The following is a 14345-nucleotide window of genomic DNA, read 5'->3' on the forward strand; positions in this document are numbered from 1 at the left end:
CCCGCCACCGTCGGGGGCTCAGGCCGTCCCGGCCGCCCATTCGAGTGCGGCCATGGCGCTGGTGAGCTTCATCCGGGCCTGGATCCAGGCCACGGACCGCTCCCCGTCCAGCACCCCGGCCGCGACCTCGTCACCGCGGTGCGCCGGCAGGTCGTGCAGGAACCAGGCGTCCGGCCAGCGGTTCATGAGGGCCTCGTCGACGTGGAAGGGCCGGAACACCTCCCGCCAGTGCGCGTCGCCCTTGCTGGTGCCGGTCGTCTGCCAGCGCGTGGTGTAGACGAAGTCGACCCGGTCGGGCAGCTCGTCCGGAGAGTGGGTCTCGGCCACCTCCGCGCCGTACTCGGCGGCACGCTCGGCGGCCTCTTCCAGCACCTGTGCGGGGAGCCCGTACCCGGGCGGGGTGGCGAAGGTGACCCGGCAGCCGGGGACGTGCGAGAGCCCCTGGGCGAGGGCGGCCGCCGTGTTGTTGCCCTCTCCGACGTACAGGACACTCACGCCTTCGAGGCCGCCCCTGACCAGGGAGATGGTGGCCAGGTCACAGATGCCCTGGGTGGGATGCTCCTCGGTCGCCATGGCGTTGACCACCGGGATGCCTCCGGAGGCGGAGAGCGTGCGCAGCTCGCGGATCGGGCCCGCGGTCCGGGCCACCAGCAGGTCCAGCATGGAACCGAGCACGCGGCCGGTGTCCTCCAGCGACTCGCCCGTGTTCGTCTGGAGATCGTCCGGACCGAACGGCACGGGCGCACCCCCGAGTTTGATGGCGCCCGCCGTGAACGCCGTGCGGGTCCGGGTGGAGGTCCGGGTGAACAGGACCCCGACCGTCCGGCCGTGCAGCGGGCGTCCGCCGGCGTCCGGGTCGTCGTAGAAGTCGCAGGCGCGGCGCGCCAGGCGGTGCACGGTCTCGGACGTCAGTTCACCGAGGGAGAAGATTCCGCGCTCCGGCTGGGGAACGGGCGGGCCGGGAACGAACCGGGCGGGCTGCATGGCTTGTCCTCTTTCGGAAGGGGTGGTGACAGGCGCGAGCGGATGACGGGTGGCTGCGAGCCGGCGGTTCACCAGCGCCGGGTCTCCCCGAAGAAGTCCTCGATGACGGTGTGGGAGTTGGTCTCCACGGCTTTCTGGTAGACGAAGGCGCCGACCGCGAGGTCCAGGACGCCGAGTCCGAACGGCGAGAAGACCACGGGCCTGTCGTCTCCCACCACGGCGTCGCCCCGCATGACGTCGGCCAGCGTCCCCGTGATGAAGTCGCGGTGGCCGTACTTCTGCTCGGCCAGGTGCACGGAGGTGTCGGCCTTGAGACAGTGCTCGACGTCGTCGACCACGTTGTACGACTCCACGATGAGCTCCGGCGCGATGTCCCGCAGCGAGATGTTCAGCACCACCTGGCCCGGGGCGAAGGCGTCCGGATCGACGATGTGCGGCAGGGCGGCCGTGGTGGCGAGGACGACGAGGTCGGCCTTCTCCAGCTCGGCCGGCAGGTCGGACACCACCTCCGAGGCGTACCCGAGCCGGGTGGAGGTGTGGTCGGCCAGCGCCGCGGCGTACTCCGGGCTGCGGTCGTGGACCGCGAGGCTGTCGAAGGTCCAGCCCCGGGCGGCGAAGAACTCCGTGATGTTGCGGGCGATGATGCCGCCGCCCACCAGCAGGATCCGCCGTGCGGCGGTGCCGCCCGTGAGCACCTCGGCGGCGAGGACCGCGGAGGCCGCCGTGCGGGCGGCGCTGATCTGGGACGCCTCCAGCAGGGCGAAGGGGTAGCCGGTCGTGTAGTCGTTGAGCAGCAGGGCCGCCGAGGCGCGGGGCACGCCCCGCTCGATGTTGCGCGGGAAGCTGGAGATCCACTTGATCCCCGCCAGTCCGTGCTTGCCGCCGAGATAGGCGGGCAGGGCGATGATCCGGCTGTCCGGCTTCTCCGGGAAGCGGAGGAAGTAGCTGTCCGGGTTCACCGTGTCCCCGGCCCGGTGGGTGAGGTAGGTCTCCCTGACCTCGCTCACGATGCCGGGACGGTGGTCGGCGATGATCTGCCGGGCCGTCCGGCCGCCTATGACGCTGAATTCGAGCATGTTCTGTTCCTGTTCTCCCGAGACGGTGTTCGCGGGGGTCATCCGGCCGTTTCCAGGGCGGCGGGGGAGTAGTGGTCGAGGACCCATGCGTCGCTGTAGACGGTCTGGAGGTAGCGGTCTCCGTTGTCCGGGGAGATCGCCACCACCCGGGACCCGGAGGGAAGGTCCGCGCGCAGACGCTGCACACCCGCCAGCACCGCTCCGGTCGATCCGCCGAGGAGCAGACCGCGTTCGGCCGCGAGCCGGCGGCACATGCGGATCGCGTCCGCCTCGGGCACCAGGACGGTCTCGTCGGCCTGACCGGGGCGGAAGATCTCGGGCCGGCGGCTGGTGCCGAGTCCGGGGATGCGCCGGGGGCCCGGAGGGAAGCCGAAGGTGATCGACCCTTCCGTGTCCACGGCGACGATCCGGGTGTGCGGCGAGTAGTGCCGGAAGTACCGGGCCACACCCATCAGCGTCCCGGTGGTGCCCGCTCCGACGAACAGGTGGTCGACCGTGGGGAACTGCTTGATGATCGAGGGTGCGGTCGTGTCGTGGTGCGCCTGGGGGTTGGCCTGGTTCGCGTACTGGTTCGGCCACACCAGCGACGGGTGCTCGCGCAGTCGTGCCGCTATGTAGTCGATGCGGGACTGCAGATAGCCACCGCACGCGTCGCGCTCGCCTACCAGGACCACCTCGGTTCCCAGGGCTCGCATCAACGCCTTGCTCTGCTGCGAGGTGTTCGGGTCCACCACGCAGGTGAAGGCGTATCCCCGGGACGCGCAGACGGAGCTGAGCGCGATGCCCAGGTTGCCCGACGAGGATTCGATGACATGGCCGCCGGGGGTGAGGCCGCCGCTGTTCTCGGCGGCCTCCACGAGTCCAACGGCCGCTTTCAGTTTGATCGACCCGGCCGGGTTCAACCCCTCCAGCTTCAGGGCGAGTTCCACTCCGGGGACGAAGCCGGAAAGACCGAGGAAGATATCGTCGAGAATGACGTCCTCGGCGTTCTCGTACAGCATGACAGCCTCTCACGTGAGCGAGTTCGCGGTTCAGGACGGCGGACGGTCCCCGGTGGCCCGGATCAGCCACCAGGTGGCCGCGAGACAACCGGCCGCGGGCAGGGCCAGCAGCACCGGTACGGCGTCGACACCGGCCAGTTCGATGCCCTTGCCCAGCACCGGCCCGGCGGCCACCCCGCCGATCATCGAAGCGGCGATCACATAGGCTCCGGCCCGTCGCGCCCGAGGTACCGCCCGGGACAGCCACGGCAGCCCTGTGGGGAAGATCGGCGCGTGGAAGAGGCCGACACCGGCGTACGCGTACGGCGCCGCCGCCGGGATGAGGGCGAGCAGGAGGCAGACCACCATGCCGACGGAGCTGACGACCATGATCGTCTGCACGGACCAGCGGAGCGTCAGCGGTGCGACCAGCAGCCGTCCCACGGTCACCATCAGCCAGAAGGCCGAGGTCGCCGTGGCCGCGGTCGCCGCGTCGTGCCCGACGGACTCCAGATGCGTCGGCTCCCAGCCGCCGACTCCGGTCTCCACCGCCACCATCAGGACGTACAGCACGATGAAGACCGTGACGACCAGGGCCACCGATGCCCGCAGTCCCGAAGTCCCTCCCTTGCCCTCCTCGCCCTGCTCGTCGGACGGCGGCGGGGGCGTCTCCCCGCCCTCGCGGACGCCGCGCTGCGCCAGCACCAGAACGGCGGACAGCGCGGCGAATCCGGCGAAGACGGCCGGGTACTCGCCCGGGCCCAGCAGCCCCAGGAGCGCGGGGCCGCCCACAGCACCGAGGCCGTAGGCCGCGCCGATGATGTTGAGCATGGCCGGGCTGCGGCGGCCGAACCCCACCGAGAACAGCTGGTTGAGCCCGTAGTCGATGCCGCCGAAGCCCACCCCGGTCACCAGCGCGCAGACCAGCGCCCACGGCCAGGCGGAGGCCAGCGCGAAGCCGGCCCCGCCGAGAGCCATCAGCGCGTACGAGGCGGACAGCAGGGTTCTGTTGCCCAGCCGGCCGTGCACCCGGTTGAGCAGCAGCACACCGGCCACTCCGCCGACGAAGTGAGCGCTCAGGCTCAGCCCGGCGCCGGCCGGCGACAGGCCGAACTCCGTGCGGAACGCGGGGATCGCCGGGCCGTACAGCGCCTGCAGGGCCCCGATCAGGGCGAAGCCCACACACGACGCGACGACGGCGAACGGGCTGAACAGGGGCCGCGTCACGGTGGTGTCGGGTGGCGCGGCCCGCGCCGAGGTTTCGGTCACCAGAGGTTCCTCCTCCTCGCGGCGCCGCCGCCGTGTGCGTCGCGCGGTGTCACGAGGTCACCGAAGAGGCGAGCACGTACTGTTGGTCGCCCGCCAGCAGGCACTCCAGCACCCGCTGGCTGCGCAGCCCGTCGCCGAAGGAGGCCAGGGCACTGTCGGAGCTCCGTGCGCTGCCGGTGTCCCGCGCGGTGACCTCGTCGCGCCATTCCCGCAACTGGTGCCGGAAGGTGTCGCTCCAGCCGGGCACCTCACCGGGCGGCGAGGCGAGCGTCTCCTCGCGGGCGAACGTGCCCTGCTCCCAGGTGACACGGGACTTCAGGAAGTACGTCGTGTCGTCCTTGGAGTGGTAGTACAGCTCCTTGCGGTCGCCGATGATCTTCAGCGAGAAGCCGAGCTCCTCCGGCAACGAGGACTTGGAGGTGACCAGGTTGAAGAAGGTGCCGTTCTCCAGACGGCCGCTGACGAAGGCGTAGTCGTCGACCTGGACGTCCTGGCCCTCCTTTTGCGGCACGTTGACCTGGAGCTTGGTGCGGCAGCTCGTGCTGTCGACCGGGCTGTCGAAGAGGCAGTCGAGCATGTCGACCAGATGCACGCCCAGGTCGCCGAGGGAGCCGCTGGTGGAACGGCCCAGGGCGCTGTCCCGCCAGGTGAAACGGGAGCGGGTCAGCGCGCTGCCGCGCCGGAAGCCGGCCTCCGCGAAGAGGATGGAACCCAGCTCCCCGCTCCGAACCAGGTTCCTGATCTCGCCGATGGCCTCCAGATAGCGGTAGTTGAAGCCCATGGCGCACACCAGGCCGCTCTCCTCGGCCAGCGCGGTGATGCGCTCGGCCTCCGCCACCGTCGTCGTCATCGGCTTCTCGCACAGGACGTGCCTGCCGTGCCGGACGGCCTCCACGGCGTAGTCGGCGTGCGTGTGGTTGGGCGAGGCGATGACGACGGCGTCGACATGCCGGTACAGCTCGGTCGTCGAGGAGAAGACGGGGCAGCCGAAGCGTTCGGCCAGCTCCGCCGCCTTGTCCGGCAGCACGTCGTACACGCCGGCCGGTTCGACGCCGGGGACGGTCTCGGCGGCGCGCAGGTGGGCGAGAGCGATGCCGCCGGCGCCGATGATTCCTATCTGCATGGTCTGCCTCTTTTCAGGGACGGCCCGCCGGCCCGGACCTGCCGGACCGGGGGAGCGGGTCAGCGGCCGAGGTGGTGACGGAAGGCGGTGAGGAGAGCCTGGGTGTGCGGGTGGGGCGACACCTGCGGGAAGCGGCTCCTGGCTTCGGGCGTGCAGTTGGCGACGAGGTAGCCGTGGCGCACGGCGCCCAGCATCTCCAGGTCGTTGCCGCTGTCGCCGAACGCGAGGGTCCGCTCCGGCGCGACACCGAAACGGGCACACAGGTGCCGGACGACGTTGCGCTTCCCGCACACCTGAGGGAGGAAGTCGACGTCGTAGCAGTCCGCGGGATCCCCGGTGGCGGGGTTGCAGCGGCTCACGTTGATCCCGAGGCCGTACTCGTCGGCGAGGTCCCGCACGAGGTCGAGGCTCTGCTCGTCGCGCTGCGGGGCGCCGAGGGAGCGGAAGTAGTAGTTGACCAGGAACTCGGTCGGGTTCCCGGTGTGCGGGGCGTTCTGCGGGAACAGCTCGACTCCGTGCCGGGCGAGGCGGTCCACGGCCGTCGCGACCCGGGCCCGGTCGAAGCCGCTGTCCCGCAGCAGTTGCCGCCACTCGGGGTCCGGGCGGGCGACGCCGTCGGGGAAGAACGTCAGCTCGGTGCCCAGCGCGCCGGCCACGAAGTGCGGCAGGACGCGGGCGCCGCAGCGTGCCATCTTCTCCCGTACGGAGGCCAGCGAGCTGCCGGTGACCCAACCGAACAGCAGGCCGTGGTCCCCGGCCTCCGTCAGCAGGAACTCCTCCAGCGCGGCCAGGTGCGCGCGTTGTTCGCGGGTCGCGGCATGGGCCAGGTAGGTCTCGTCGAAGTCGGAGAACGCGGCCCAGCCGGCCGGCTCCGGCAGACGCAGATGGGGCGGCGGACCCGGGGCCGGGCCGCCGGTGGCATCGGACGGCAGGGTGTCGGTCATGCCGTCACCGGGCCCGGCGCATCGCGGCGTACAGCGCCTCGACCACGCGGTCCTGCTCGCCGAGGGACAGACCCGCGTGCAGCGGCAGGTGCAGCACGCGGTGGTGCAGCCACTCGGTCCGCGGCAGGTGTGCCTGTCCGAAGAGCCGCTCGCGCACCGGTGTCCCCTGCCGGTGCGTCAGGACGGGGTAGTAGACGTCCGACTCCACCCGGCTCGCCCGCGCCAGGTCCTCCAGCACGGCGTCGCGGACCGCCCCACCGCCGGCCGGCAGCACGGGGAACAGGTGCCAGGAGTGGTCGGGGGCGAAGGCGGGCGTTTCGAGCACGCCCTCCTCGGCGAGGGGGCGCAGCGCGTCCACGTAACGCCGGGCGAGGTACGTGCGCCGCAGCCCGCGCAGACTGGTCCAGGGAAGCAGGGCGAGGCCGATCGCGGCCATGGTGTTGTCGATGCGCGCGTTGAGCCCGAACGCCTCGCACTTGACGTTCTTCCGGCCCGGCTCGAAGCCGTGGTAGCCGATCACCCGGCAGCGCTCGGCGATCTCGGCCGAGCCGGTGACGACGGCACCGGCCTTCCCGCACAGCCCGACGTTCTTGTACGGGTTGAAGCTGAGGGCGGCCGCGTCGGAGTACTGCCCCACACCGGTCACCCCGAGCGCCTGGCAGGCGTCCTCGACGATCCGCAGCCCGTGCCGGTCGGCGACGGCACGCAGTCCGGCCATGTCGGCGAGCTTGCCGTACAGATGGACGGGGAGCACCGCCACGGTGCGCGGGGTGATCCGCTCCGCCACCGACTCCGGGTCCAGGTTGCCGTCCGGCGTGGTCACATCGGCGAGCACGGGCACGGCACCGCAGGCGAAGACCGCGTTCTCGGTGGCGGCGAAGCTGTTGGCCGGCATGATCACCTCATCGCCCGGCCCGACTCCCACGGCACGCAGGGCGATGATGAGCGCGTCGGTCCCGCTGCCGGTCGCGACGGCGCAGGACAGAGCCAGGTAGCCGGCCACGGCGTCCTCGAAGGCGGTGACCGCGGGACCGCTCGTGAACTCGCAGGTCTCCAGCACCCGCGTGAAGGCGTCGGCGGCTGCGCTCTTCTCCTCCCGCGACAGCAGCCGCTCCTTCGGCAGGAAGGGGACCCCCGCCGCGGGCGGCGGCTCGGGGAAGAGAGGAGCGACGAGCGCGTCGGGGTGCAGGGGAGCGGGGGAGGACTCCCAGGACGAGAGGACCTTCGCCAGTTCCCGATTGGCGAGGGTCTCCCGCACGGGATGGGCGGCCCTCACGCCCCGGGCGAGGTCCTGGACCACCCGGTGCAGACTGCTGCTGTCCCCGAGAAGGGGAGAGCCGGTGATCGTGCCGGCGGGCTCGGCGGTGGAGACGGTCATGCGTACTCCTGGGGTGTGAAGTGTCCGAAGCGTTGGACAGCGGAAAAACCTGCGTGATCGCTTGGCTGTAGGCGAGAGAAATGCGGCGGACAAGTGGTCGTGGAATGCCCTGGTGGCGAGCTGGATTGATGAATCGAAGCGAATTGAGCGGTGCGCTGAATGCGGTCGGAAATCCGCTCCTCATGCTCGTGAGGATCGTATGCAACCATTCCGCAATGGATAGGTGAGCGGCACACGCCGGTGATGCTGCCAGCGGTTGACGACGCCCGTCAACCGGCAGCCTTTTGCCGTTTCTTTGCAGCGATGGAATTCCGGGAGGGGGTCTCGGAACAGGGCGGGCGACCGGTCGGCGACCGGCAATTTTCTGCCGGTTCTCCGCCTATGGCGCGACCAGCAGGGCGTATGCCCTCGAGTGGACTCCGTGGGCCGGTGTGACGGCCTTCACTTCTTGCCGACCTGCTTTCGCGAGTCACTTCCGGCCTTGTTACGGTGTGTTCTCCCGGCAATACGCAGAGGGAGTGTTTCCGAGTAGTGTCACGTCACGCCCAGTCTGTTTCCTCCGTGTCGGACGGAAAATGCGGCACCGGTGTGCTGCCCGATCTGCTACGCGCCTGGCGGGCGGAAGCGGGCAGCAAAATGAACAGAGGGAGACCGTTACCCCAAAAAGAAGTGGCCGACCGGATGTGTGTGAGTGAACGCTGGTACCGGAATCTCGAGACCGGCCTGCGTGTACCGCTCTCCACCGAGGTACTCGAACGCCTTTCCCAGGCTTTGCTGCTCGGCCCCGACGAACGCATGGCGCTGTACGGGTATGCGCTCGGCGGTGCGGGCGGTGCAGGCGGAGAACCGGACGGGAGCGAGGGCCCGTCGGACCTCAGGGACGAGTTGGCGGAACTCGCCTCGGCGCGGACCGACGTCCCCAGCTATCTCACCGACCGCGCGTGGAACGTCCTCGACCACAACGCGGCCATGGCCCACTGGTTCCCCTGGGTCCGTGAACCGGCCGCAAACCTCATGCGCTGGGCGCTGACCACCGCCACGGCCCGCGAGCAGATCGTGGACTGGCCACGGCACGCTGGGCAGTACCTCGCCCTGCTGCGTTTCGCACTGGTGACCCGTCCCGGTGACGAGGATCTAGCCGCGCTGCGCGACACCGTTCTGGACGACCCCGTGTGCCGCGGGCTGTGGGACCGGAGTCCGAAGGTCCTCGCGTACCGGCACGGGCACCGCTACGAACTGCGTCTGCCCCACGTCTCCCCCGAGACACTCACCGTCACCTCGCAGGTCCTGCTCCCGGCCTACCGGCAGGAGCTCCGTTACGTCCTGCTGCTGCCCACGGAAGGTTCCTTGAATGGCCCCTGACTCCGCACTGTGGTCCTTCGTCCTGGTCGTCGGGCTGCTCACCCTCACCCCGGGCATCGACACCGCGCTCATCCTGCGGACCGCCGCGCTCGGCCGCCACCGCAGGGCCTGCGGCGTGGTGCTGGGGGTTCAGACCGGCGTCCTGGTGTGGGGAGTCCTCACGTCCCTCGGGCTCGCGGCACTGCTCACCGCCTCCCATGCGGCGTACGAGATCCTGCGCTGGGCGGGCGTCGTGTACCTGCTGTGGCTCGGCGGGCGCATGCTGGTGGACACGCTGCGCCGCCGGAGTTCGACGACCGAGGACGCCCCCGGCGGGGTGACCGTCCGCAACAGCCCGGGAGAGGGATGGCGTCAGGGCGCGTTCACCAACCTGCTCAACCCCAAGGTGGGCGTCTTCTACGTCGCCGTGCTTCCGCAGTTCATCCCCGCGGGCGCACCGCACTTCACCACCGGCGTACTGCTCACCTGTGTGCACATAGCCCTGGGTCTGGTCTGGTCGGCGGCTCTCATCGGCTGCGCCCGCGCCCTGCGCGTCCGGCTCCAGAGCCCCGCGGCACGCCGACTGCTGGACCGGATCACGGGCACGGTCATCGTCGGGCTGGGGCTGCGGCTGGCCGTGACCGGCTGAGGGGCGCTGAGCGCACCGCACGAGTCGCCGGTGAAAAGGGTGCGGTGCTGAACGCAGTCGCCGGAGCGTGCGTATGTCTCGGCAACCGCCCGCGGCGCGGGGAAGGCGGGTCGCGGGGCCGACGTGAGGAACAGGCGATGAACGACCGAGTTACTCCCGCGATGCACGCACTGCCCGACGGCGAGGCGGAGCTGACGCTGGTGGTGCGGCTGCCCTGGGAGGACGTGGCCCGCCTCGGACAGGAGGCGGGGCGACTGGCGACCCAGATGCGGCGGCCCGTGACGCTGGAGGAGGCGGTGAGCCACCGGCTGCGGTCGACCCGGGTGGCTTCACACGCGAAGCCGGCGGGGGAGCAGCCGCCGGCGGTGACGGCTGCTTCGGCGTCGGTGTCGTCGTTGCCGTCCCGGCCGCCGGCGGAGCAGGCGCGGCAGGCGATCGACCGGATCACCGGTACGGCGGGGACCGCGTAGGGGCTTCGCCGTCGGGGGCGCGGGATCGTTGCCGGGTGCGCGACGTCCGTGGCTGGTCGCGCCCACGCGGCGGAGCCGCACATCGATGCAGCCCCGCGCCCCTGACGGGTCTGCCCCGTCACGAGGTGCTGCGGACTTTCGCCGCCGCCTTGCGGGCCGCCACCAGGACCGGGTCCCAGACCGGGGAGAACGGCGGGGCGTAGCCGAGGTCCAGGGTCGTCATCTGTTCCGCCGTCATGCCCGCGGTGAGGGCGACCGCCGCGATGTCGACCCGCTTGCCCGCGCCCTCCCGGCCGACGATCTGGACGCCCAGCAGGCGGCCCGTGCGGTGCTCGGCGAGCATCTTGACCGTCATGGGGGAGGCGTTCGGGTAGTAGCCCGCGCGGCTGGTCGACTCGATGGTGACCGCCTCGAAGCGCAGGCCGACACGGTGGGCGTCCTTCTCCCGCAGGCCGGTGCGGGCGATCTCCAGGTCGCAGACCTTGCTGACCGCCGTGCCGACCACGCCCGGGAAGGTGGCGTAGCCGCCGCCGATGTTGGTGCCGATGACCTGGCCGTGCTTGTTGGCGTGGGTGCCCAGCGGGATGTGCCGCTCCTGCCCGGAGACCAGGTCGAGGACCTCGACGCAGTCGCCGCCGGCCCAGACGTTCTCGTGGCCGCGCACCCGCATCGACCGGTCCGTGAGGAGACCGCCGTGCGGGCCCAGGGGAAGTCCGGCGGCCTTCGCGAGGGCCGTCTCGGGGCGCACGCCGATGCCGAGGACGACGACGTCCGCCGGGAACTCCGCCTCCGTCGTTGACACGGCCCGTACCGCGCCGTCGTCTCCGGTCAGGATCCCGGTGACCTCGGTGTCGTTGACCATCGTGATGCCGAGGCCCTCCATGGCCTTGTGCACCAGGCGGCCCATGTCGGGGTCGAGGGTCGACATGGGCTCGCTGCCCCGGTTGACGACCGTCACCCCGTAGCCGCGGTTGATGAGCGCCTCGGCCATCTCCACACCGATGTATCCGGCCCCGACGACCACCGCGCGCCGACCCCGCGTGCGTTCCAGCGTGTCCAGCAGCGCCTGGCCGTCGTCGAGGGTCTGCACGCCGTGCACCCCGGGGGCGTCGGCGCCCGGCATGTCCGGCCGGATCGGCCGGGCCCCGGTCCCGATCACGAGCTTGTCGTACGACGTCCAGGACCCGGCGCCGGAGCCGGCATCGCGCGAGCGCACCCGCTGCCGGTCGACGTCGAGCTCGGTGACCTCGGTGCGCAGCCGCAGGTCGATGTCCCGGGCGCGGTGCTCCTCGGGGGTGCGGGCGATGAGCCGGTCCCGGTCGGTGATGTCACCGCCGACCCAGTAGGGGATGCCGCACGCCGAGTACGACGTGAAGTGGCCCCGTTCGAACGCCACGATCTCCAGCTCGCCGGGGCCCTTCAGACGGCGTGCCTGCGACGCCGCGGACATGCCCGCGGCGTCGCCGCCGATGACGACCAGTCGCTCCCGTGCACGGCTCATGTTCATGCGAACACGCTACGGGAGCAGGTCGTTTCAGTCCTGCTCGCCGGGCTTCGACGAGGGCGCCTCGGGTGCCGGCCGGGCCATCGGCAGCGGGCCCAGGGCGGTCGTCATGGGCGCGGGCGCGGGACGCCGCGGCAGGCGGGGGCGTACGACCCGCACCCACAGCAGGACGATCAGCGCGGCCACCGCCGCGAACGGGAGCACCGCGCCGAAGACCACCGCGAGCCAGCGCAGCATCGTCACGAACGCGTTCCAGCCGCCCGCGAGCGCGTCCACGAACCCCGGGTCGTCGTCCTTGGCCTCCTTCTTCAGCGGGGTCTCGGACAGCGACAGGGTGATGGTGGCCAGGCTGGTGCGGTCCTTCAGGGACTCCTGCCGGGCGAGCAGCGCCTCCAGGTCGGCCTGGCGGGTGCTCAGCTCGCCCTCCAGGGTCACCACGTCACTGAGCTTGTCGGCCCGGTCCATCAGCTCGCGGATCCGGGCCACGCTGGCACGCTGCGACGTGATGCGGCTCTTCACGTCCACGACCTGGTCGGTGACGTCCTCGGCCTTCGCGCTGCGGTCGAGGAGTTTTCCGGCGCCCTCCAGTTCGGCGAGGACCTCGTCGTACTTCTCGACGGGCACCCGCAGCACCACCCGGGTGCGCTCATGGCCCTCGGCGTCCCGGGTGGTGGTCTCGTTGCCGACGTAACCGCCCGCGTTCTCCGTGCCGGTGCGGGCCTGCTCCAGGGCCCTGGGGACGTCCTTGACCCGCACGGTCAGGGAGGCGGTGCGGATGATGTGGCTCGTGGTGACCTTCGGCGGCGCGGTCGCCCTGGCTCCGCTTCCGGCGCCGCCGGGGGCGGCCTCCATCTCGCCGCCCTTGTCGTCCGCTTGCGGTGCGGCGACTCCCCGGTCGGCTTTGCTGCTGCCGGCGGAGTCCTCTCCCGCGCCACTGCATCCGGTGAGCGCGAGGGCCGCGGTCAGCAGGAGTGCGGCCAGGGCCGGGGCGGGGCGTCGTACGGGTCGTCGTGTGCGCATGCGGGCATCCCCCGAGGGTCGATTCTGCTGACGCTTCTTCGACGCACGGACGGGGCCGGACGTTTGGCCCGGGACGGTTCCGATGCGGTCACGGTCGGGACTCGTGAAGGACACCGGGGCGCGGCGGCGCTGTCAGCGGGGTCTGAGAGGCTGGGGACATGCGCGAAGTTCAAGGGCAGGTCGTCGTCATCGGGGCGGGCATCGCGGGGCTGGCCGCCGCGCACCGGCTGCTGGAGCACGGGGCGCGGGTGAGCGTGCTGGAGGCCTCCGGCCGGGTCGGCGGCAAGCTGCTGCCCGGGGAGGTCGCGGGCGCGCGCGTGGACCTCGGCGCCGAGTCGATGCTGGCCCGCCGCCCCGAGGCGGTGGCGCTCGCGCGCGAGGTGGGCCTCTCCGACCGCCTCTTGCCTCCGGCCACGGCGACCGCCTCGCTCTGGACCCGCGGCGCCCTGCGCCCCTTCCCCAAGGGGCATGTGATGGGAGTGCCCGGCACCGCGTCCGCGCTGGCCGGCGTGGTCTCCGAGGAGGGCCTCGCCCGCATCGAGCGGGACGCCGAGCTGCCCCGCACCGAGGTCGGCGACGACGTGGCGGTGGGGGAGTTCGTGGCGGAGCGCCTCGGCCGCGAGGTCGTCGACCGCCTGCTGGAACCCATGCTGGGCGGGGTGTACGCGGGCGACGCGTACCGCATCTCCATGCGCTCGGCCGTCCCGCAGCTCTTCCAGGTGGCCCGGACCCACACCTCCCTCACCGCCGGGGTCCGCGAGCTCCAGGCCAAGGCCGCCGCGGCCCAGCAGACCGGCCCGGTGTTCATGGGGATCCGGGGTGGCATCGGCACCCTGCCCCTCGCGGTTGCCGACTCGGTCCGGGCCCGTGGGGGCGAGATCCTGACCCGGACGCCGGTGACGGAGCTGCGCCGCACCCCCGAGGGCGGCTGGCAGGTCCGCTCCGGTGAGCGGGAGTGGCTCGCGGACGCCGTGGTCCTCGCCGCCCCCGCCCCTGCCGCCGCCCGGCTGCTGCGCGCCGAGAACCCCGGTGCCGCCGCCGAGCTCGACGGCGTCGAGTACGCCTCCATGGCCCTGGTCACCCTCGCCTACCGCCGCTCCGGGACCGCCCTGCCCGACGGCAGCGGCTTCCTCGTGCCGCCGGTCGACGGGCACACCATCAAGGCGTCCACCTTCTCCTCGCAGAAGTGGGGCTGGATCGCCGACGAGAACCCGGACCTCGTCGTCCTGCGCACCTCCGTCGGACGGTACGGCGAGACGGAGATCCTCCAGCGTGACGACATCGAGCTGGTCGACGTCTCCCGGCGGGACCTGAAGGCGGCGACCGGCCTCGACGCCACGCCCGTCGCGACCCGCGTCACCCGCTGGGACGACGGTCTGCCCCAGTACCCCGTCGGCCACCACGCGCGCGTGGCCCGCGTCCGTGAGCACATCGCCCGGCTCCCCGGCCTCGCGGTGTGCGGCGCCCCCTACGACGGCGTCGGCATCCCGGCCTGCATCGCGAGCGCGTACGCGGCCGTGGACCGGATCCGGGGCGACCTGCGCGGTGTGCAGGAGCTCACCGCCCACCCGGTGCAGAGCCTGCACGGCGGAGCAGGAGAATAAGGC

Annotated in this window: 13 protein-coding genes; 4 read left to right on the top strand and 9 right to left on the bottom strand. The window is 71.7% G+C overall.

Annotated elements, in window-relative coordinates:
- Positions 1-18: 18 nt before the first annotated feature.
- The 7 genes from ACFY9S_RS17755 to ACFY9S_RS17785 form a co-directional block, all read right to left on the bottom strand.
- Positions 19-984: an ornithine carbamoyltransferase gene (locus ACFY9S_RS17755; protein WP_391129060.1), complete on the bottom strand. Its 966-nt coding sequence runs from the start codon at positions 982-984 to the stop codon at positions 19-21.
- Between the two features lie 68 nt (positions 985-1052).
- A complete protein-coding gene (gene sbnB / locus ACFY9S_RS17760; RefSeq protein ID WP_391129063.1) occupies positions 1053-2060 on the bottom strand; it encodes a 2,3-diaminopropionate biosynthesis protein SbnB in 1008 nt (335 codons plus the stop codon).
- 38 nt (positions 2061-2098) lie between these two features.
- A complete protein-coding gene (gene sbnA / locus ACFY9S_RS17765; RefSeq protein WP_391129065.1) occupies positions 2099-3061 on the bottom strand; it encodes a 2,3-diaminopropionate biosynthesis protein SbnA in 963 nt (320 codons plus the stop codon).
- A 30-nt stretch (positions 3062-3091) separates the two neighbouring features.
- Positions 3092-4309 (bottom strand): MFS transporter, encoded by a 1218-nt coding sequence (locus ACFY9S_RS17770; protein WP_391129068.1) that lies wholly within the window; start codon positions 4307-4309, stop codon positions 3092-3094.
- A 49-nt stretch (positions 4310-4358) separates the two neighbouring features.
- A complete protein-coding gene (locus ACFY9S_RS17775; RefSeq protein WP_391129071.1) occupies positions 4359-5432 on the bottom strand; it encodes a Gfo/Idh/MocA family oxidoreductase in 1074 nt (357 codons plus the stop codon).
- A gap of 59 nt (positions 5433-5491) precedes the next feature.
- Positions 5492-6376 carry an HAD-IIB family hydrolase gene (locus tag ACFY9S_RS17780; RefSeq protein ID WP_391129074.1) on the bottom strand — a complete coding sequence of 295 codons (885 nt, stop codon included), beginning with the start codon at positions 6374-6376 and terminating at the stop codon, positions 5492-5494.
- 4 nt (positions 6377-6380) lie between these two features.
- Entirely contained in the window at positions 6381-7754 is a 1374-nt protein-coding gene (locus tag ACFY9S_RS17785) for an aminotransferase class I/II-fold pyridoxal phosphate-dependent enzyme (RefSeq protein WP_391129077.1), read from the bottom strand.
- Between the two features lie 588 nt (positions 7755-8342).
- On the opposite strand from ACFY9S_RS17785, the gene ACFY9S_RS17790 reads away from it, so the two are divergent.
- The 3 genes from ACFY9S_RS17790 (at position 8343) to ACFY9S_RS17800 (ending at position 10214) form a co-directional block, all read left to right on the top strand.
- Positions 8343-9116 carry a helix-turn-helix domain-containing protein gene (locus ACFY9S_RS17790; RefSeq protein WP_391129577.1) on the top strand — a complete coding sequence of 258 codons (774 nt, stop codon included), beginning with the start codon at positions 8343-8345 and terminating at the stop codon, positions 9114-9116.
- Positions 9106-9744: a LysE family transporter gene (locus ACFY9S_RS17795; protein ID WP_391129080.1), complete on the top strand. Its 639-nt coding sequence runs from the start codon at positions 9106-9108 to the stop codon at positions 9742-9744. Before ACFY9S_RS17790 ends, ACFY9S_RS17795 begins: the two co-directional genes overlap by 11 nt.
- 137 nt (positions 9745-9881) lie before the next feature.
- Positions 9882-10214, top strand: coding sequence for a hypothetical protein (locus ACFY9S_RS17800; protein ID WP_107453467.1), 333 nt, complete (start codon positions 9882-9884; stop codon positions 10212-10214).
- 118 nt (positions 10215-10332) lie between these two features.
- On the opposite strand, the gene ACFY9S_RS17805 is transcribed toward ACFY9S_RS17800, so the two are convergent.
- Both ACFY9S_RS17805 and ACFY9S_RS17810 read right to left on the bottom strand, forming a co-directional pair.
- Positions 10333-11721, bottom strand: coding sequence for an FAD-dependent oxidoreductase (locus ACFY9S_RS17805; RefSeq protein ID WP_391129083.1), 1389 nt, complete (start codon positions 11719-11721; stop codon positions 10333-10335).
- 27 nt (positions 11722-11748) lie between these two features.
- The gene (locus ACFY9S_RS17810) at positions 11749-12738 is read right to left on the bottom strand and encodes a DUF4349 domain-containing protein (RefSeq protein WP_391129085.1); all 990 of its coding nucleotides are present in this window, start codon (positions 12736-12738) and stop codon (positions 11749-11751) included.
- Positions 12739-12896: 158 nt separating this feature from the next.
- On the opposite strand from ACFY9S_RS17810, the gene hemG reads away from it, so the two are divergent.
- Positions 12897-14342, top strand: coding sequence for a protoporphyrinogen oxidase (gene hemG, locus ACFY9S_RS17815; protein ID WP_391129088.1), 1446 nt, complete (start codon positions 12897-12899; stop codon positions 14340-14342).
- Positions 14343-14345 lie beyond the last annotated feature (3 nt).

This window comes from Streptomyces sp. NPDC012474 (genome assembly GCF_042955185.1).
Lineage (GTDB): Bacteria > Actinomycetota > Actinomycetes > Streptomycetales > Streptomycetaceae > Streptomyces > Streptomyces cahuitamycinicus.

Coding starts and splice junctions, on each gene's coding strand:
- ACFY9S_RS17800 (WP_107453467.1), top strand. CDS start 9,882: ATGAACGACCGAGTTACTCCCGCGATGCACGCACTGCCCGACGGCGAG.
- ACFY9S_RS17805 (WP_391129083.1), bottom strand. CDS start 11,721: ATGAACATGAGCCGTGCACGGGAGCGACTGGTCGTCATCGGCGGCGAC.
- ACFY9S_RS17810 (WP_391129085.1), bottom strand. CDS start 12,738: ATGCGCACACGACGACCCGTACGACGCCCCGCCCCGGCCCTGGCCGCA.
- ACFY9S_RS17795 (WP_391129080.1), top strand. CDS start 9,106: ATGGCCCCTGACTCCGCACTGTGGTCCTTCGTCCTGGTCGTCGGGCTG.
- sbnA (WP_391129065.1), bottom strand. CDS start 3,061: ATGCTGTACGAGAACGCCGAGGACGTCATTCTCGACGATATCTTCCTC.
- hemG (WP_391129088.1), top strand. CDS start 12,897: ATGCGCGAAGTTCAAGGGCAGGTCGTCGTCATCGGGGCGGGCATCGCG.
- ACFY9S_RS17780 (WP_391129074.1), bottom strand. CDS start 6,376: ATGACCGACACCCTGCCGTCCGATGCCACCGGCGGCCCGGCCCCGGGT.
- ACFY9S_RS17755 (WP_391129060.1), bottom strand. CDS start 984: ATGCAGCCCGCCCGGTTCGTTCCCGGCCCGCCCGTTCCCCAGCCGGAG.
- ACFY9S_RS17785 (WP_391129077.1), bottom strand. CDS start 7,754: ATGACCGTCTCCACCGCCGAGCCCGCCGGCACGATCACCGGCTCTCCC.
- sbnB (WP_391129063.1), bottom strand. CDS start 2,060: ATGCTCGAATTCAGCGTCATAGGCGGCCGGACGGCCCGGCAGATCATC.
- ACFY9S_RS17775 (WP_391129071.1), bottom strand. CDS start 5,432: ATGCAGATAGGAATCATCGGCGCCGGCGGCATCGCTCTCGCCCACCTG.